This window comes from Actinoplanes ianthinogenes, from assembly GCF_018324205.1.
Taxonomy (GTDB): Bacteria; Actinomycetota; Actinomycetes; order Mycobacteriales; family Micromonosporaceae; genus Actinoplanes; species Actinoplanes ianthinogenes.
In genome coordinates this window covers 1,298,727-1,316,072 of sequence record NZ_AP023356.1, presented here as the reverse complement: position 1 = coordinate 1,316,072, position 17,346 = coordinate 1,298,727, and the positions used below count along the sequence as shown (strand labels likewise).

Below are 17,346 nucleotides of genomic sequence, written 5' to 3'. Positions count from 1 at the left end.
GTGCTCCATCATCCTGGTCATGGTCCCTCTTCCGTCTTCCCCCAACCGGAGGCTCCGATGAAGATCGATCTGTACGGCCGCCTGGCCGAGCCCGCCCGCCTCTCCGAACTGGCCCGCTACGACCTGACCGATCCGGCCCTGCGATCGGCGCTCGACGAGGTGGCCAAGCGCAGCGCGAAACTGCTGGAGGCCCCGGTGTCGCTGGTGTCGGTGCTGGGCGCGGACGCGCAGCAGATCGTCGGGGCCTACGGGCTGGGCGAGTGGCAGGCGGCCGCGCAGGGAGCGCCCGCCGAGTGGGCGGTGTGCAGCCGGACCGTGCTCAACGGGGAGCCGTACTGCGTGGCCGACTTCAGCGAGGACCCGGCCCATGCGGCCAACCCGTTCCTGGCCACCACCGGCCTGCGCAGCTATTTGGGTGTCCCGCTGGCCGCGCCGGACGGGACCATGCTCGGCGCGCACTGCGTGGTGGACGCCCGCCGCCGCATCTACACCGATGTGGACCTGGCGATTCTCGGCGACAGCGCGGACGAGGCGATGGAGGCGCTGCTACGGTTCCGGCGGTGAATCCCGATACTGGCGCCGGGCTGCTGCACCGGCTCACGTCGTACCTGCCGGACCGCGAGTGGGACGTCCCGGTGGACGACCCCCGGGTGCGTCACGACCTGGTCCCCAACGATCCTGCCACGCTGCCCCCGCCGATGAAGGCGTACCCGGACGGGGCCGAGGTGCTGGCGCTGCCGCGCGAGCTGCCCGACCCGGGGGTGAGCGCCACGGCGGTGCTGGCCGGTGTCGCGGCGCCGGCCCGGCCGCTGGACGCCGCGCAGCTGGGCCGGGTGCTGTTCCTGGGCGCGGGAGTGGTGCGCACCGCCGAGCGCAACGGACGGCAGGTCCTGTTCCGGGCCGCCGGGTCGGCCGGTGCCCGGTTCCCGCTGGAGCTTTACGTCAGCGCCCGCGGGGTGATCGGCGTCCCGGACGCGATGTACTGGTACGACCCGCTGCGGCACGCCCTCGTCCGGATCGCCCCGGCCGCCGCCGGCGAGGTGTCCACCCTGGTCGTCACCGGGGTGCCGTGGCGGACCGGCTGGCGGTACGCCGAACGCGGCTGGCGCCACCTGTACTGGGACGCCGGCACCCTGCTGGCGCAGCTCGGCGCCGCGGCCGGCAGCGCCGGCCTCACGCCCCGGTTGCGCTCCGAGTTCCCGGACGCGGCCGTGCGCCGGCTGGTCGGCGCGGACGGCGTGCACGAGTACCCGCTGGCGCTGCTCTCCCTCGGCGACGGCGACCCGGCGATCGACCCGGCCGGGCAGGCGCTCCCCGGCGAGCTGCCCGAGGTGGAGTTCCCGCTGTGCACCGCGGCGCAACGGGCCGGCGAGCGGGACACCCTGGGCGACCCGTGGCCGGACGCCCCGGCCCTGTCCGAGGTGCCCGAGTCCGCCTCGCTCGACGAGGTGGTCCGGCGACGCGGTTCGCAGCGGCGGATGGACCGGTCCCGGACCCTGCCGCCGGAGCTGCTGCGCTGGTCCATGGCGGCGGCGCTGCGCGGGATCAGCGTGCCGCACTGGGTCGCGGTGCACGGCGTCGACGGCGTGCCGCCGGGCCTGTACCGCTGGCCGGACCTGGCGAAACCGCTGCGCGCCGGGGACCTGCGCGGCGAGCTGCTGCGCATCTGCCTGGACCAGGGGCTGGCCGCCGACGCCGGATACGTGGCGATCGCCGCCGTGCCGCTCGCCGGCCTCGACGACCGGGGCTATCGCGACGCCCAGCTGGCGGCCGGCCTGGTCGAGGGCAGGCTGCACCTGGCCGCGTACGCCCTGGGCGCCGGCGCCTCCGGGATGACCTTCCTCGACTCGGAGGTGCCGGGACTGCTGGGCGAGCCGGACGATCTGGCGACGCTGCTGTTCACCTGCGTGGGCGTCCCGGAATACCGCTCCCGCCCCGGCGGCGGCCCGGGCGCCCCGGTCGCCGTCCGGACGGTCATGCCCCGGCTGGCAGACTCCTGACATCGGCCTGCCAGCGCCACTGCGTCTGGCGGGCCCGGCCGGGCAACGCGACCCGGCCGGTGCACCAGAGCAGGGTGGGCCAGGGTTCCTGACCGGCCGGCGCGTCCGGGAACAGGCGCCGGAGGACGCGGGCGCAGACGTCCGGGTCCGGTGACCAGGCGAACTCGAGGGTGCCGGCCAGGTCCCACAGGTGGACCAGGACCTCGACGATGCCCATCGCGGCGAAGCCGGACGCGTCGGCCAGGCCGAACGGGTGGAAGCCCCGCCGCTCCGGCGGGGCGGCCCGGACGACCGCGGCGAGCAGGCCGCCGGCCGCCTCGAGGACCTGGAGCAGCCCGGCGTTGCCGTCGGCGTGCTGGACGTAGACGGTGAGCGCGGGCGCGTCCGGGCGGGCCCGCCGGTAGCCCCACGGCACATACCGATCGGCGGGCGGCTGGTCGGCGGCGAGCTGGCCGGCGTATGCGAACAGGTCGTCGGCGACGTGCTCCACCGTCTCCCAGCAGGACCAGCTGAGGTCGCCGGCCGGGGCCTGCCAGTCCTGCCCGGCCGCGGTGCGCAGCGCCTCGGTGGCCGCCGCGACCACGCCGCGTACGTCGCCGGAGTCCACAAGTGATCGGTTCATCCGCCAAAAATGTCATACCCCGCGCGCATCATCGCGGCATGGGAGAACCAGCCATGCCGATCCGTCGCCGCCTCGAGTTGTCCATCGGCGAGACCCGCCTGCGTTTCCAGCAGCTCGTCCGCCTCACCGGCCTGACCGGCCAGGTGACCGTGGTGGTCGACGGTGGCCGCCCGATCGCCGCCATCGTCCCGGCCCGCGACGTCCTGGAGCCACCGCCCGACCCCCCGAAACCGGCCGCCGCCCCCGGTCCCGAGGCCGGCGCGGGCTGGCTGCGCCGGATCGAGAAGGTGCGGGAGGACGTGCGCCGGCAGCACGCCGGCCGCATCCGGGAGCTGTCCCACGCCCTGGACGAGGCGTGGCAGTTGCTCGACCAGCTGCACCCGCCGGGCACCGACCGCCACGTGGACACCCTGCGTGCGGCCCATGGAGACGTGCGTCGCAGCCAGTGATCAATCACCACTTGACCTATCGGGACGGAGGTAAGATCGGCTGATGGCACGCCAGCTCGATCTTTTCGTACCCGGGGTGGTGTTCCTCGACGTCATCTTCACCGGGCTGCGGGAGCTGCCCGAGCCCGGCACCGAGGTGCGGGCCTCCGGGATGGGGTCGTGCCCCGGCGGCGTGGCCAACCTGGCGGTCGCGGCCAGCCGGCTCGGCCTGCGCACCGGGCTCGGCACCGCGCTGAGCACGGACGCGTATGGCGAATTCTGTCATCAGGTGCTCAGCCGCCAGGAGGGAATCGATCTCTCCGCGTCCCGCCGACTCGACGACTGGCACTCGCCGGTCACCGTCTCGCTCGCCTACGACCGCGACCGCAGCATGATCACCCACGGGCATCCGCTGCCCACCGACGCCGAAGGCCTGGTCAACGGTCTGCCGGGCACCCGCGCGGCGGCGGTGAGCCTGGGCGGCTCGAGCACCGGCTGGGTGCCCCGGGCGGCGAGCGACGGCACCCTGATCTTCGCCGACGTCGGCTGGGACGAGACCGACCAGTGGGATTTCGACGCCCTCGCGGTGCTGCCCGACTGCCACGCCTTCCTGCCCAACGCGGTCGAGGCGATGCGCTACACCCGCACCGCGACCCCGAGCGCCGCCCTCGACAAGCTGGCCGGCCTGGTCCCGATCGTGGTGGTGACCGACGGCGGTGACGGTGCGCTCGCCGTCGACTCGGCGACCGGTGAGGTGGCGACCGTGCCGGGCGTCCCGGTCGAGGCGCTCGACCCGACCGGTGCCGGTGACGTCTTCACCGCCGGGTTCATCGCCGGCACGCTCGGCGGGTGGCCGCTCGCCGACCGCGTGGCTTTCGCGAATCTGGTGGCCGCGCTCTCCGTGCAGCACTTCGGCGGGTCCCTGTCGGCGCCCGGGTGGGGCGACATCGCCGACTGGTGGCAGGCCATGCTGCGGGTCGCCGAGCGGCGCCATCCGGAGTCCAGCGAGGGGCAGCTGGCCCGCCGGTTCGGCTTCCTGCCCGAGGTGATCCCGCCGGGCCGGCGCAATGCCGTGCACCGGGCCACCGCGACGATCGCCCAGCTGTCCGACGCGCACGCCGAGCAATGACGCCGGTCCGCCGAGCGCCGACGCCCCAGCGGCGGGCGATGACGCCGGGGGACGAGCGGTGACCGCGCGCCGGCGCGACACCCTCGCGGGCTATGCCCTGCTCGCACCCAGCCTGGTCGGCGTCGGCGGGTTCCTGCTGCTGCCGGTCGCGATCGTGCTCGGCATCAGCCTGTTCCGCTGGGACCTGGTCAGCCCGGCCCACTGGACCGGCCTGGACAACTATCACTCGATCCTCACCGACCCCGCGTTCGGCCGGTCCCTCGCCGTCACCGCGTTCTTCGTGCTGCTGGTCATCCCGGTGCAGACCGCGCTCGGCCTGACCGCCGCGGTCCTGCTCGACCAGCGGCTGCCCGGCTCCACCGTCTTCCGGGCGATCCTGGTGCTGCCCTGGATCAGCGCCCCGCTCGCCCTCGGCGTGGTCTGGCGCTGGCTGCTCGACCCGTCCGACGGCGCGGTGAACCAGCTGCTCGGCCACCGCGTCGAGTGGCTGACCAGCCCGGTCCTGGCGCTGCCGTCGGTCGCCGCGGTCACCGTCTGGACCAATGTGGGCTATGTGGCGCTGTTCTTCCTGGCCGGGCTGGCCGGCATCCCGCCGCAGTACGCCGAGGCCGCCCGGATCGACGGCGCCGGGCCGTGGCAGCGGTTCCGCGCGATCACCCTGCCGCTGCTCCGGCCGACCATGTTCTTCGTCCTGGTCACCGGCGTGATCAGCAGCTTCCAGGTGTTCGACACGGTCTACGCGATGACCCAGGGCGGGCCGGCCGGGCGCACCGAGGTGGTGGCCTACGCGATCTACCGGGAGGCGTTCGTCGACTTCCGGATGGGCCGGGCGGCGGCCATGTCCGTGCTGCTGTTCCTGCTGTTGATCACGGTGACCATCGCGCAGCAGTCCTATTTCCGCAGGCGGACGACGTACGAGATGGGGTGAGGATCTTGCGGCGTGCGGTGCTGACCTACCTGGCGCTGGGACTCGGTGCGATCGTGATCCTGGCGCCGTATTTGATGAGCGTGCAGACGTCGGTGAAGACGCCACGCCAGTTCGCCCAGCAGCCGCCGCTGGCCCCACCCGACCCGGTGACCGGGGCGAACTACGCGAAGCTTCTGGTCGGCGGGCACACCCTGATCCCGCCGCTGGTGATCACCGTGCAGGTCGTGCTGGTGGTCGTCCTCGGCCAGCTGACCTGCTCGGTGCTGGCGGCGTACGCGTTCGCCCGCCTCGACTTCCCGGGCCGCGACGCGCTCTTCTGGGTCTACCTCGCGACCCTGATGGTGCCCGCCGTCGCGGTGCTGGTGCCCAGGTTCGTGCTGCTCAGCGAGGCCGGCCTGGTCAACACGTTCTGGGGCATCGTGCTGCCGGCGACGTTCGGCTCGCCGTACGCGATCTTCCTGCTCCGCCAGTTCTTCCGCGCCGTCCCGCAGGAGCTGCTCGACGCCGCCCGGATCGACGGCGCCGGCCACCTGCGGGTGCTGCGGCACGTGCTGCTGCCGCTGAGCCGCCCGATCCTGGCCACCCTGCTGATCATCACGGTGGTCACCCACTGGAACGACTTCCTCTGGCCGCTGGTGGTCACCAGCGGCGCGCGGTGGCAGGTGCTCACCGTCGCGGTCGCCGGCCTGCAAAGTCAGTACCACGGCAACTGGACGCTGGTCCTGGCCGCCACCACGCTGGCGACCCTGCCGCTGCTCGTGCTCTTCGTGATCTTCCAGAAGCACATCGTCCGATCGATCACCATCTCCGGGATGAGGTGAGCACATGCGACGCATCGCTCTGGCCCTGCTCCTGCTGCTGGCGGGCTGCTCGGTCGCCGGCGGCGACACCGGCGACGGCAAGACCACGGTCACCTTCCGCCTCTGGGACGACCAGGTGGCCAAGGCCTACGAGCAGTCCTTCGCCGGCTTCGAGAAAGCACATCCGGACATCAAGGTGAACGTCCAGCTGGTGCCGTGGGCCGACTACTGGACCAAGCTGCCCGCCGACATCGCGGCGGGCACCACCGCGGACATCTTCTGGACCAACACGTCGAACTTCGGCATCTACGCCGACAACAACCAGCTGCTGCCGGTCGACCCGGATCCGGGCTGGACCAAACCGGTCGTCGACCTCTATACCCGCAACGGCAAGCTGTGGGGCGTGCCGCAGCTGTGGGACTCGATCGCGCTCTTCTACAACAAGGACCTGGTCGCCAAGGCGGGTGTCGACCCGGCCGCGCTCACCTGGGATCCGACCGGCGCGCACGACACGCTCCGGGCCGCCGCGCGGAAGCTGACCGACCCGGCCACCGGCACCTTCGGCATCAACGCCGCCTTCGACCAGCAGGCCATCGTGTGGGACTTCGTCGGCTCGAACGGCGGCAGCTGGCAGTCCGGCGACACCTTCGCCTTCGCCGGCCGGCCGAAGACCGAGCAGGCCGTGCAATACGTCGTCGACCTGATCAACAAGGACCACGTGGCGCCCTCGGCCGCGGACACCAACACCAACGGCGACAAGACGCTGCAGCTGTTCACCCAGGGCAAGCTCGCGCTGTTCCAGTCCGGGCCGTACCACTTGAAGAGCATCCAGGAGGGCGCCGGGTTCGCCTGGGGACTGGCCCCGATGCTGAAGGGTCCGGCCGGCCGGGTCGGCGTGGTGCACGGGGTCGCCGCGGTCGCCTCGGCCAAGACGGCGCACCGGGACGCCACCACCGAGGTGCTCAAGTGGATCGGCTCGGCCGACGGGCAGAAACCGATCGCCGAGGGCGGCTACGCGTTCCCCGGGGTGACCGCGGCGCAGCCGGCCTTCGTCGACTACTGGCGGAAACAGGGCGTCGACCTGCAACCGTTCCTGGACTCGGCGACCGGGACGACCTTCCCGGCGCCGGTCGGGCCCAAGGTGGGTGCCGGCGGGACGGCCTACACGCCGATCCTGCAACAGGTGTTCCTCGGCCAGCTCGGCGTCGCGGACGGCTTGCGGAAAGCGCAGGACGCCGGAAACGAAGCGATGAAGGGCTGACCGGCTTCATGAGAAATGACGAGGGCTGACATGCGACTGACCATTCTGGGCGGCGGCGGCTTCCGGGTGCCGCTGGTCTACAAGGCGCTGCTCGCCGATCACCGGAAAACCGGGATCACCGAGGTGGCCTTGCAGGACGTGGACCCGGGACGACTCGACGGGATCGGCCGGGTGCTGGCCGCGCTGGCCCGCGACGTCCCGGACGCGCCCGCCGTGGTCGCCACCACCGACCTGGACGAGGCGCTGACCGGGGCGGCGTTCATCTTCTCCGCGATCCGGGTCGGCGGGCTGCGTGGCCGGGTGGTCGACGAGCGCGTCGCCCTCGACGCGGGGGTGCTCGGGCAGGAGACGGTCGGTGCGGGCGGGATCGCCTACGCGCTGCGGTCGGTGCCGGAGTCGCTGCGCATCGCGGAACGCGCCGCCCGCCTCGCCCCGGACGCCTGGCTGATCAACTTCACCAACCCGGCCGGTCTGGTCACCGAGGCGATGTCCGGCCCGCTCGGCGATCGGGTGATCGGCATCTGCGACTCGCCGACCGGCCTGGTCGACCGGGTGCTGCGGGCGCTGGGCGCGGACCCGGGCGGGGTGCGGATCGACTACGCCGGCCTCAACCACCTGGGCTGGCTCTACGGCGTGCACGCCGGCGACCGGGACCTGCTGCCCGGGCTGCTCGCCGACGAGGAGCGGCTGGCCGGCATCGAGGAGGGCCGCCTCTTCAGCGGCCTGCGCGAGCTCGGCGCGATCCCGAACGAGTACCTGCACTATTACTACGACCCGAAAGGCACCCTCGACGCCATCCGCGCGGCGCCGCAGACCCGCGGCGCCTTCCTGCGCGAGCAGCAGGAACGCACCTATTCCGAGATCGCCGCCCGGGAACCGCTCGAAGCCTGGCGGGACGCCTGGCGGGAGCGGGAGGCCACCTACATGGCGGAGAACCGGGAGCTGACCGGGGCGGGGGAGCGGGAGCACGACGAGAGCCGCCCGGCCGGCTACGAGGGCGTCGCCCTGTCCGTGATGCGCGCCCTGGCCCGCGACGAGCCGGCCACCCTGATCCTCAACGTCCGCAACCGCGGCACCCTGGATGTCGTGGACGACGACGCGGTGGTCGAGGTGCCCTGCACGGTCGACGCCCGGGGCGCGGCGCCGCTGCCGGTCGCGCCGCTGCCGGCGCACGCGGCCGAGCTGGTGCGCGCGGTCAAGGCCACCGATCGCCTGGTGCTGCGGGCCGTGGCGGAGGGTTCCCGGGAGGCGGCGATCGAGGCGATGGCCACGCATCCGCTGATCGCCGATCGGGCCGTCGCCGAGCGGCTGGTCGACGCCTACCGCGCCGAGCTGCCGGAGCTGTCCTACCTGTCCTGACGCCAGCTCGCTCCGGCCGGGGTGAATTGCGGTGCCCGGCCGGAGCGAGTGACCAGGGCGTACACCTGGCTGGCGGCCACCATCACGGCGACCACGCGAACCACGTCGACGGTGGCCCCGCCGACCCACAGCGAGGCGCACCCGAACCACACCAGGGCCGCCGCCGCCCAGCCCGCGACCGCGGCGACCCGGCATCGGCGGTCGAAGCCGCTGTACAGCGCGATGCTTGCCCACACCACGACGGTCGGGCTCAGGAAGGCCCCCATCGGCCGTCCGAGCAGCCTCATCAGCAGACACGCCGCGAGCGCCAGACCGCCACCGACCGCCGCCCGGCGGAGCGCCACCCATCCGGAGACGGCGGGCAGTGCCTCGGCGACGTCGGAAACCATGTCCTGATCCTTGGCGGTGGCGGCGTCGGCCACGTGTCCACGAGTTGAACAATATTCGCGAAAGTGAGCGCCGGGAACCATTCCGCGTTCCGTGGTGTCATCGAGTCATGGTGGTGCTCCGGCTGGGAATGGTCCTCCTGCTCGCGGCGTGCTCCGCCAGCCCGGTGCCCGCGAGCAGCCCGTCCGCGACCATCTCCGCCGGCCCGCGGCTGGACTGCGCGGCGCCGATCGAGACCCTTGATGTCCCGCCGGCCGGCTACGTCGCGCTGCTCGACGCGGTCGCGCTGGCCTCAGGCGCGCTGCAAGCCAACGACGCCGGGGAGGGGAAGCTGCTGTTCGCCAAGACCGGCCTGCTCGTCCGGTCCGGCCGAGCCGCCGAACTGATCGTGCCCGCGGCGCGGGCCGAGGTGGAGTGGGGCAACACCGGCCACCACGGCCGCACTTCGCACCTGATCATCCCGTCCTGCCCCAAGTCCGGCGCCGGCGACTGGCAGGTATACCCGGGCGGCTACTACGTCACGAAGCCGCAGTGCCTGCCGGTCGAGGTCCACGCCGGCGGCCGTATCGCCACGGTGCGTGTCCAGGTCGGAACGAGCTGCCCGGCGTGAGCCACGGTCCGGTCATCCGCCGGGCCCGCACGAGATCGGCTGACCGGCTCACCGGTCGTCCTCGCCGGCCTTCCGGCGCAGAAGGAGCGCCAGAACTTGACGGGCATCGCGGCGGCGGGCAGGGCTGGGGGCGAGCAGGGCGGTGAGTGCCGCCGCGAGGGTGCCGACGGCGTAGAGGAGACCACTGAGGGCGACCCCGAGCGCGCTGTGGTCCACGATGGTGGAGAGCTGGGACATCCGAACCTCCGGGGAGCGGGTTGCTTTCCGCCCATTGCTGCCTGACTCGGTGATTCCGGACCTGAGTTCGAGCGGTTACGGTGCATCCGTGGCCTGGTCATCGATATTTCCGGTCGAGTTCCGGTCCGGAAGCTCATCCGGAAGCCGGAGGAAGCGGGGATGACCGCGCCCTCGGCGGCGGACGAGTTCTGGACCCGGTTACGCGAGCTGTACCGCAGCGCTAAATCTCCTGATCTGGCCACCCTGGTGCGGCAGGGCGCAGCCCAGCAGCCGCCGGTGATGCTCAACGACGCGACGCTGAGCGAATGGCTCAACGGCGAATCGATTCCGAGTAAAGGCAAGGAACGTGCGTTCAAGTTCCTCGTCGGATACCTCGAGGGACGCGCAGGCCTCCGGGATGAGCGTGAACTGCAGCGGAGAATCGCGGAATGGTGGCGGCACTGTGCGGACGCGCGCCGCTCCCGGCGGGCCCCCAGTAGTCACATCCGGACCGGCGACAGCGCGGTGGTGGCCCGGTCGATCTACATCGAACAGCTGCGGCAGCAGATCGCGCCACCCGAGCTGGTGGGGCGTTCCGCCGAACTCGCCGAACTCGCGGACTTCGCCTCGGGCGCGAGTCCGTCCGCGTACGTGTGGTGGCAAGCCGGCCCGTGGGCGGGCAAGACGGCGCTGCTCGCCACGTTCGTGGCCGACCCTCCCGAGGACTTCGCGGGCCGGGTGTGGGTGGTCGCGTTCTTCATCACTGCGCGGCTGGCCGGGCAGGACACGCGCGGCGCGCTCACCGAGACGCTCACCCAGCAGCTGTGCCAACTCCTGGGCCAGGAGGTGCCGCTGGGGTTGAGCGACGTGACCCGGGAGGGCGCGCTCCTCGATCTGTTCGCCCAGGCCGCGGCGAATCGTGTGCAGGCCGGCGGCAGTCTTGTCCTGGTCGTCGACGGGCTGGACGAGGACCGGAGCGTCACCACGGGCGCGGAGGCGCGCAGCATCGCCGGCCTGTTGCCCGGCCGCCCACCGGAGGGCATGCGCGTCATCGTGACCGGCCGTCCGAATCCGCCTGTCCCCGACGATGTGCCCGACTGGCACCCGCTTCGAGACAAGCGCAACATCCGGCAACTGTTGCCGTCGCCATCCGCGCAGAACCTGCGGAGACTCGGGCGCGCCGAGCTCAAGCGTTTGCTCACCGGCAGTTCACTGGAGCAAGACGTGCTCGGGTTGCTGACCGCTGCGCGCGGTGGTCTGACCGCTTCCGATCTGAGTGAGCTGACCGGTGCGGGTCTGGTCGAGATCGAGGATGTGTTACACACCGCGGCCGGGCGTACGTTCATCCGCCGTGCGGGAACCCTCTCGCCGGTCGGCGATCAGGTTTATCTGCTCGGCCACGAGGAGTTGCAGGTCGCCGCGGTCAGCTACCTGGGCCGGGTGCGGGAGGCGCACTACCGCAATCAGTTGCACTCCTGGGCGGACGGGTACCGTGCCGAGGAGCCGGCCTGGCCTCGGCACACCCCGGAATATCTGCTTCTCGGCTACCCGCGTCTGCTGATCGCAGTCGGGGACGGCGACCGCCTGGCCCGGTTGGCCACCGATCCGGTCCGGCACGACCTGCTGCTCGAACTGTCCGGCGGAGACGCCGTGGCCCTCGCTGAGATCAAGACCTGCGAGGGCATGCTGCTCGCCGGGGACCGGCCGGACCTCGGCCATCTGGCGCTGCTCTCGTACCAGCGCCATCGTCTGGTGACTCGCAACGCCAACATTCCGGCCGAACTGCCCGCGGTCTGGGCGATGCTGGGCAACCCCACAAGGGGTGAGGCGCTCGCCCGTGGCATCACCAACCCGCACGCACAGGCGGACGCGCTGATCGGTCTGGCCCGATTGCTGGCAGCAGCCGACGATCATGATCGGGCGCGGATCATCGCCGCCGACGCGGAGCAGGTGATCTCCGGCATCGCCAACGCAGAGGTGCGATCGTCGGCGCGGGCCGGCCTGGCAACAGCGGTGGCCGCTCTGGGCGATCGGGGGTGGGCACAGGCCCTGAGCGAGAATGCCGCCCGGGAAGCGGCACGCAGGGAACGCCATGGGTTTGTCGGCCGATACCCCTCGACGGCGGGCGTGAGCGGTTATGACCGTGTCCTGGACAGCGTCCCCAGATTCACGGCCGAGTACTGGCGAGCGGAGGACCTCATCGATGCCATTCCGGAAGCCGGCGATCCCCGGCGGATCCGGATGCTGGTCGACGACGCCAGGCGGGCGGTACTCCTCGTCGGCAACCTCTGGTCCGGAGCGGAGTTGCGGAAAAGGTTGATAAGGGCGTTGCCGGCGTCCGCTGATCGCGACACTGTCCGGTCGCTCATCGCGGGCATGCGGTCGATGATCCATGACATCGCCCATCCCGATCTGCGCCGCGAGGCCTTGGTCGAACTCGTCAGAGCAGTGATTGCTGCCGGTGATCTCGAGAGTGGTGTGGAGATCGTCCGTCAAGGCTCCCGCCGCGCGGAGTCGCCCAGAACGGCCATCGCCCTGTGGAAAGAGTTGGCCGCGTCCGGTGATCGCGAACTGGTCAGGGCGATGGCCGACGACATGCTTCGGCGCGGCCCGGCCCTCCTCTCCGGGATGGAACCGGAGGATCACAGAGAACTGGTACGGCTCCTCATCCGGATCGGCGCACGGGACAAAGCCGAAGAAATCGTACGATCGATGGGTCCATCCGCTCATCGTGACGTGCTACTGGCCGAACTGATCAAAGCAATCGCCCTGGCCGGGAACGTCGAACGAGCCGTCGAACTCGCTGACGGCGCGGTGCGAGAGGCCCGTGACAGGCAGATGCCGGCGGCTCGCGCCCGGCTGCTGATCGAACTCGTCCGGGTGCTGCCTTTCACCGGGTCGGCCCAGCTGGCATCGCACCTCGTCGTGGAAGCCGGGCAGGCCATCGATCTTGTGGCCGACTTTCCTCGGGCGAGACTCATGGTCAGCCTCGTCGAAGCTCTGGCGGTGATCGGCAAACTGGATCTTGCAGGCGAGATCGCGGGCGATATCTCTGAGCCGAAGGTGCGGACGGACGCGATGAGTGGGCTGGCCCAGTTGCGGTCCGTGGTCGCCGAACTCGACCGCAACGGCGGGTGGATCCCGGATCTCACCTGGACCGGCCGCATCGTGAACGGCTCGACTCCTGACCAGCTGGCACAGGCGGCGAAGGTGGCCCTTGAGGAGGGCAGCACGAATCTGGCTCGGGCACTGGCCGTCGAAGCCGAGCGGGTCGCGCGTGCCATCACCAATCGGGATCGTGAGGCGCTGGCGCTGGTGGAACTCGTCAGAGCCCTGGCGGGGGTGGATGATCTCGACCGGGCGGAAGATCTTGCCGGCCGCATAGCCGACCCGGATCGGCGGGCGCTGGCCCGGGTGGACGTCGCCCGCGCGAAAGTCAGAGCCGGCGACTTCGATGAAGCTGAGAGCCTCATTCACGCCATCCCGTTCGACAGCCTGCAACGACACGGGCTGGCTGGTCTGGCTGGAGCAATGGCGAGAGCCGGAGACTGCGAACGCGCGGAGAGCGTCGCACGGGGAATCGCCGGCCCGTTCCTGCGGGCGAAAGCTCTGTCGGAGGTGTCCCTGAACGCGGCGCGGAGCGGGTTCACCGAGCTCGCCGACCGCATCGCCGACACGGTGTCAGATCCATATCTGAAAGCAGTCACCCTGGCTGGCCTGGCGGAGGCCGCGGGCGGGACTCAAGACCAGGAGCGGGCGCGGAGACTGGTCGTGGCCGCCGAGCAGGCGGCCGTTGTGATCGTGAGCCCGTATCAGCGAGTCCGAGCCCTGGCTGCCCGAGCACAGGCGTTGGCCGCCCTGGGTGATCGCGTCGAGGCTCAGGCGGTGATTGCCGGCGTTCAGGAAGTCGGTGACCCCGGTGGTTTCGAAACGAGTCTGCTGGGGAGCATAGACAGCACGCTGCAGGGCAGGGCGGAATTCGTCCTGGCCGTCGTTCTGTCCCGGATCGGTGTCCCCGGCGATGCGAAGCGGATCGCCAGTGGCATTTCCCGCTGCGAGTGGCGCGCGCAGGCGCTTGCCCACCTTTCCTGCGCCGCAGCGGAGGTCGGCGACAGTCGTGAGGCGACCTCCTTGTTCCGCGCAGCCGAGGATGCCGTCAGCAAGATCGAGGATTCCGGCCTGCGGGTACAGACCCTGGCGGACCTTGCCGTCATCGTCGGTCCGGACCGGGCGGACCGGCTACTGGCCGAGGCATATGCCACGGGCCCGTGGTGGCTGTCCGCCTCTGCGACCGCTCACTGCCGTCCCGAGGTCATCGTGCGCCTTGTCGACGCGGTGACCCTCAGTCTTGCGGCGCCGCATTCTCGATCGGGAACAGGATCGGGCTGAGCAGATACTGCGCGCGGTCCGGGGTGGCTTCCTGGGTGAGCCGGGGCAGGATCGCCGCGCGCAGCTCGCCGATCAGCTCGGTCAGCTCCGCCGGGCTGAGCCAGACCGCATGCTGCCGATATCCGACCAGGTCCCGCGCCGGATCGGCGCCCGGCCGGTCCAGATAGGCGCCGAACTCGGCGATCAGGGCGGTCATCGCGATGGTGAACGCGCGCCGATGATCGTCCGCGGTGAGCTCGGCCGCCGCCGCGGCGCTGATCGACGCCCGGTCCTGCCGCAGCCGGTAGCGCCGCTCGACCGCCCCGCGCACCCGCCGCTCGGCCGCCACCTCCAGCACCCCGCCGTTGCCGAGCAGGTCGATGTGCCGATAGACGGTCGCCTTCGACACGTCCGGCAGCCGCTCCACCAGCTCCGCGGTCGTCATCTCGCGACCGCCGCGCAGCGCGTGCACGATGCGCAGCCGCACCGGATGTGCCAGAAGTTCCGCCGTCTCCACGCCCACCAATCTAATCCATGCTACCTTTCTCAACTATGAGAACGATCGCGTCCGTCGTCTTCGGGCACCTCGAGGCGGGGCGGTTCGAGGCGCTGGCCGGGATGTTCACCCCGGAGATGCGCGCCGTGGTGTCGCCCGAGACGGTCCGGGTCGCCTGGTCCGTCCAGACCGCGGGCGCTCCCTGCACGCCCGGCGACGCCGCCGGGGAGGCCGCGGGTCCGGGTCTTTTCCGGGTACGCCAACCCGTGCACTGTGCCACCGGCGACTTCCAGATCGTCTTCTCCCACGACACGTCCGGTCGCCTGCACGGCCTCCGCCTGGCCCCGCTCGCCACCACCGCCTGGCAGCCCCCGCCCTACGCGCGGCCGGCCCGCTTCACCGAGCACGACACCGGCGCCGGGACGTTGTCCCTGCCGCACAAAACCGGCCCGCATCCGGCGGTGATCCTTCTCCCCGGCGGCGGGCAGCAGGACCGCGACGGCACCGACGGCGCCCGCAAACCCCTGAAGGACCTCGCCTGGGGTCTCGCGAGCAGGGACATCGCCGTGCTGCGCTTCGACAAGCCGCTGCCCGAGCGGACGCTCACCGAGGAATACGTCGTCCCGGCGCTTGCCGCCGTACGCGAACTGCGGGAACAGCGACCGGCGGTGGACCCGGACCGGATCTTCCTCCTCGGCCACAGCCTGGGTGGCAAGGCCGCGCCGCGAGTGGCCGCGGCCGAGCCCGGGATAGCGGGCCTGATCCTGCTCGCGGCCGAGGCGATCCCGATGCAGCGATCCGCGCAGCGGGTCGCACGGCACCTGGCCGCGCGTGATCCCGGACCGGCGGGCGAGGCGATGGTGGCCGCGGTCGACCGGCAGGTCGCGACGGTCGACGAGGGACTGACGCCGGAGACGCCGGCGTCCGATCTGCCCTTCGGCTTTCCCGCGTCCTACTGGCTCGACCTGCGCGACTACGACCCGGTGCGGACCGCGGCGACGCTGCGGCGACCGATGCTGATCATGCAGGGCGGACGGGATCACCAGGTCACCGTGGCCGACGACCTGGCGCGCTGGCGGGCCGCCCTCGGTGATCGGGACGACGTCCGGTTCCGGGTGCTGCGGACCCGTGAGCACATGTTCTACCGGGGCACGCACGTCGATCCGGCGGTGATCCGGAAAATCGCTCGCTGGCTTCTGGCGCGACGGGCTACCGGCAAGTAACGTGCGGTGATGCCGCACGTCGAGGTCTCCGTCTCACCAGGCGTTGTCGTCCTGGTGCTGGGTGTGCTCCTGCTGCTGATCCAGCCGGGCGCCATCCCGTTCACCTATGCGATGGTCACCCGCCGCCAGCGTCGCGGTGGCGGGCGAGTGATCGGGTACGCGATCGGCGCCTACCTGCTCGGCGCGCTGCTCACCCTGATGTTCGTGGCCGTCTTCGCCTGCTCCGACTTCCCGTACGCGGTCGCGGTGCTGCTCGGTTACGTCCCGATGTGGCTGTTCTCGCTGCTGGCCCTGCGCGAGCCGGAGGCGCGGCCGCACGGGCCGCGCCTCTCGCAGACGAACGTCAGGCCGTGACCGGCTCGGCCACCGGGCGGCGCGGCGGGATCGAGTTGTCCGCGTCCGGGGTCGGCTTGCGGTTCGGCAGCGACAGGCGGATCACCTTGGCCCAGGCGGAGGCGACCTGCTTCGGGAACGGACCGGTGACGTACGGCAGGTCGTACTTCTCGAACAGCGCCCGCACCTTGACCGCGACCTCGGCATAGCGGCTGGCCGGCAGGTCCGGGAAAAGGTGGTGCTCGATCTGGTGGGACAGGTTGCCGGTCATGATGTGCATCAGCTTGCTGCCGGAGATGTTGGCCGAGCCGAGCATCTGCCGCAGGTACCACTCGCCGCGGGTCTCGTCCTTGATCGAGGTGCGCTCGAAGGTGGACACCCCGTTCGGGAAGTGCCCGCACATGATCACCGAGTGGCTCCAGATGTTGCGGATCACGTTGGCGGTGAAGTTCGCGGCGATCGTGTGCAGGAACGACGGGCCGGAGAGCGCCGGGTGGATCACGTAGTCCTTCAGCGCCTGCTTGCCGATCTTGCGGCCGACCGCCTTCAGGTTCGCCCGGAAGACCGGGTTGCGGCGGCGCTTCTTGGTCTTCAGGTTGCGGCCCAGCTCCAGGTCGTAAGCCGCGATGCCGTACTCGAAGAAGCAGGCGTTGATGAAGTTCCACAGCGGCTGGGCCAGGAAGAACGGGTGCCAGCGCTGGTTCTCGTCGACCCGCATGATGCCGTAACCGAGGTCGTTGTCCTTGCCGACCACGTTGGTGTACTTGTGGTGGACCTCGTTGTGCGAGTGCTGCCACTGGTTCGCCGGCGTGGCCATGTCCCACTCCCACGTGGTGGAGTGGATCTTCGGGTCCCGCATGAAGTCGTACTGACCGTGCAGGATGTTGTGGCCGATCTCCATGTTCTCCAGGATCTTGGCGACCGAGAGACCGGCGGTGCCGACGATCCAGGCCGGCGGGAACAGCGAGAACAGCAGCACCGCGCGGCTGCCCATCTCCAGGCTGCGCTGGACCTTGATGACCCGGCGGATGTACGCGGCGTCGCGTTCCCCCCGGACGGCGATCACCTCGTCCCGGATCGCGTCCAGCTCGCGGCCGATCGCCTCGATGTCCTCGGCGGTGAGGTGGGCGATCGGGTTGTTTTCCTGACGTTGCAGCGTCGTCACGAGTTCCTCGATTTCTCTCGG

Annotated in this window: 17 protein-coding genes; 12 read left to right on the top strand and 5 right to left on the bottom strand. The window is 71.2% G+C overall.

The features are described 5' to 3' along the window. The first annotated feature begins 57 nt into the window (after positions 1-57). Both Aiant_RS06010 and Aiant_RS06005 read left to right on the top strand, forming a co-directional pair. Positions 58-564 carry a GAF domain-containing protein gene (locus Aiant_RS06010; protein WP_189335850.1) on the top strand — a complete coding sequence of 169 codons (507 nt, stop codon included), beginning with the start codon at positions 58-60 and terminating at the stop codon, positions 562-564. Further along, positions 561-2,000 carry a nitroreductase family protein gene (locus Aiant_RS06005; protein WP_229831310.1) on the top strand — a complete coding sequence of 480 codons (1,440 nt, stop codon included), beginning with the start codon at positions 561-563 and terminating at the stop codon, positions 1,998-2,000. Before Aiant_RS06010 ends, Aiant_RS06005 begins: the two co-directional genes overlap by 4 nt. Here the strand turns inward: Aiant_RS06005 and Aiant_RS06000 are convergent. Next, on the bottom strand, positions 1,975-2,622 hold the full coding sequence (locus Aiant_RS06000; protein ID WP_189335851.1) for a DinB family protein: 648 nt from the start codon (positions 2,620-2,622) through the stop codon (positions 1,975-1,977). The two genes, Aiant_RS06005 and Aiant_RS06000, sit on opposite strands and share 26 nt — an antisense overlap. 38 nt (positions 2,623-2,660) lie before the next feature. Here Aiant_RS06000 and Aiant_RS05995 point away from each other — a divergent pair, with 38 nt between their 5' ends. The 6 genes from Aiant_RS05995 to Aiant_RS05970 are packed head-to-tail and all read left to right on the top strand — an operon-like array spanning position 2,661 to position 8,527. Next, positions 2,661-3,071, top strand: a complete 411-nt coding sequence (locus tag Aiant_RS05995) for a hypothetical protein (protein ID WP_189335852.1) — start codon at positions 2,661-2,663, stop codon at positions 3,069-3,071. A gap of 43 nt (positions 3,072-3,114) precedes the next feature. Continuing rightward, on the top strand, positions 3,115-4,179 hold the full coding sequence (locus tag Aiant_RS05990) for a PfkB family carbohydrate kinase (protein ID WP_189335853.1): 1,065 nt from the start codon (positions 3,115-3,117) through the stop codon (positions 4,177-4,179). Positions 4,180-4,237: 58 nt separating this feature from the next. Next, positions 4,238-5,107: a carbohydrate ABC transporter permease gene (locus Aiant_RS05985; protein WP_189335854.1), complete on the top strand. Its 870-nt coding sequence runs from the start codon at positions 4,238-4,240 to the stop codon at positions 5,105-5,107. Next, complete coding sequence (locus Aiant_RS05980) at positions 5,104-5,928, top strand: carbohydrate ABC transporter permease (RefSeq protein WP_229831312.1); 825 nt, start codon at positions 5,104-5,106, stop codon at positions 5,926-5,928. Before Aiant_RS05985 ends, Aiant_RS05980 begins: the two co-directional genes overlap by 4 nt. A 4-nt stretch (positions 5,929-5,932) precedes the next feature. After that, positions 5,933-7,168 (top strand): ABC transporter substrate-binding protein, encoded by a 1,236-nt coding sequence (locus tag Aiant_RS05975; protein ID WP_189335855.1) that lies wholly within the window; start codon positions 5,933-5,935, stop codon positions 7,166-7,168. Between the two features lie 30 nt (positions 7,169-7,198). Then, entirely contained in the window at positions 7,199-8,527 is a 1,329-nt protein-coding gene (locus Aiant_RS05970; protein ID WP_189335856.1) for a family 4 glycosyl hydrolase, read from the top strand. On the opposite strand, the gene Aiant_RS05965 is transcribed toward Aiant_RS05970, so the two are convergent. Next, positions 8,515-8,916, bottom strand: a complete 402-nt coding sequence (locus tag Aiant_RS05965) for a hypothetical protein (RefSeq protein WP_189335857.1) — start codon at positions 8,914-8,916, stop codon at positions 8,515-8,517. The two genes, Aiant_RS05970 and Aiant_RS05965, sit on opposite strands and share 13 nt — an antisense overlap. Before the next feature lie 107 nt (positions 8,917-9,023). Between Aiant_RS05965 and Aiant_RS05960 the strand changes: the two genes are divergently transcribed. Beyond that, a complete protein-coding gene (locus Aiant_RS05960) occupies positions 9,024-9,524 on the top strand; it encodes a hypothetical protein (protein WP_189335858.1) in 501 nt (166 codons plus the stop codon). A gap of 48 nt (positions 9,525-9,572) precedes the next feature. Here Aiant_RS05960 and Aiant_RS05955 read toward each other — a convergent pair whose 3' ends face one another. Next, the gene (locus tag Aiant_RS05955) at positions 9,573-9,761 is read right to left on the bottom strand and encodes a hypothetical protein (RefSeq protein WP_189335859.1); all 189 of its coding nucleotides are present in this window, start codon (positions 9,759-9,761) and stop codon (positions 9,573-9,575) included. 159 nt (positions 9,762-9,920) lie between these two features. Here Aiant_RS05955 and Aiant_RS05950 point away from each other — a divergent pair, with 159 nt between their 5' ends. Then, a complete protein-coding gene (locus Aiant_RS05950; RefSeq protein ID WP_189335860.1) occupies positions 9,921-14,129 on the top strand; it encodes a P-loop domain-containing protein in 4,209 nt (1,402 codons plus the stop codon). On the opposite strand, the gene Aiant_RS05945 is transcribed toward Aiant_RS05950, so the two are convergent. Further along, a complete protein-coding gene (locus tag Aiant_RS05945; RefSeq protein WP_189335861.1) occupies positions 14,083-14,625 on the bottom strand; it encodes a helix-turn-helix domain-containing protein in 543 nt (180 codons plus the stop codon). The genes Aiant_RS05950 and Aiant_RS05945 overlap by 47 nt on opposite strands. Before the next feature lie 35 nt (positions 14,626-14,660). On the opposite strand from Aiant_RS05945, the gene Aiant_RS05940 reads away from it, so the two are divergent. Together Aiant_RS05940 and Aiant_RS05935 are read left to right on the top strand one after the other, a co-directional pair. Then, complete coding sequence (locus Aiant_RS05940; protein WP_189335862.1) at positions 14,661-15,827, top strand: alpha/beta hydrolase; 1,167 nt, start codon at positions 14,661-14,663, stop codon at positions 15,825-15,827. A 9-nt stretch (positions 15,828-15,836) separates the two neighbouring features. Beyond that, the gene (locus tag Aiant_RS05935) at positions 15,837-16,181 is read left to right on the top strand and encodes a hypothetical protein (protein WP_189335863.1); all 345 of its coding nucleotides are present in this window, start codon (positions 15,837-15,839) and stop codon (positions 16,179-16,181) included. Here the strand turns inward: Aiant_RS05935 and Aiant_RS05930 are convergent. Beyond that, positions 16,171-17,316: a fatty acid desaturase family protein gene (locus Aiant_RS05930; protein WP_425322688.1), complete on the bottom strand. Its 1,146-nt coding sequence runs from the start codon at positions 17,314-17,316 to the stop codon at positions 16,171-16,173. The genes Aiant_RS05935 and Aiant_RS05930 overlap by 11 nt on opposite strands. Between the last annotated feature and the right edge of the window lie 30 nt (positions 17,317-17,346).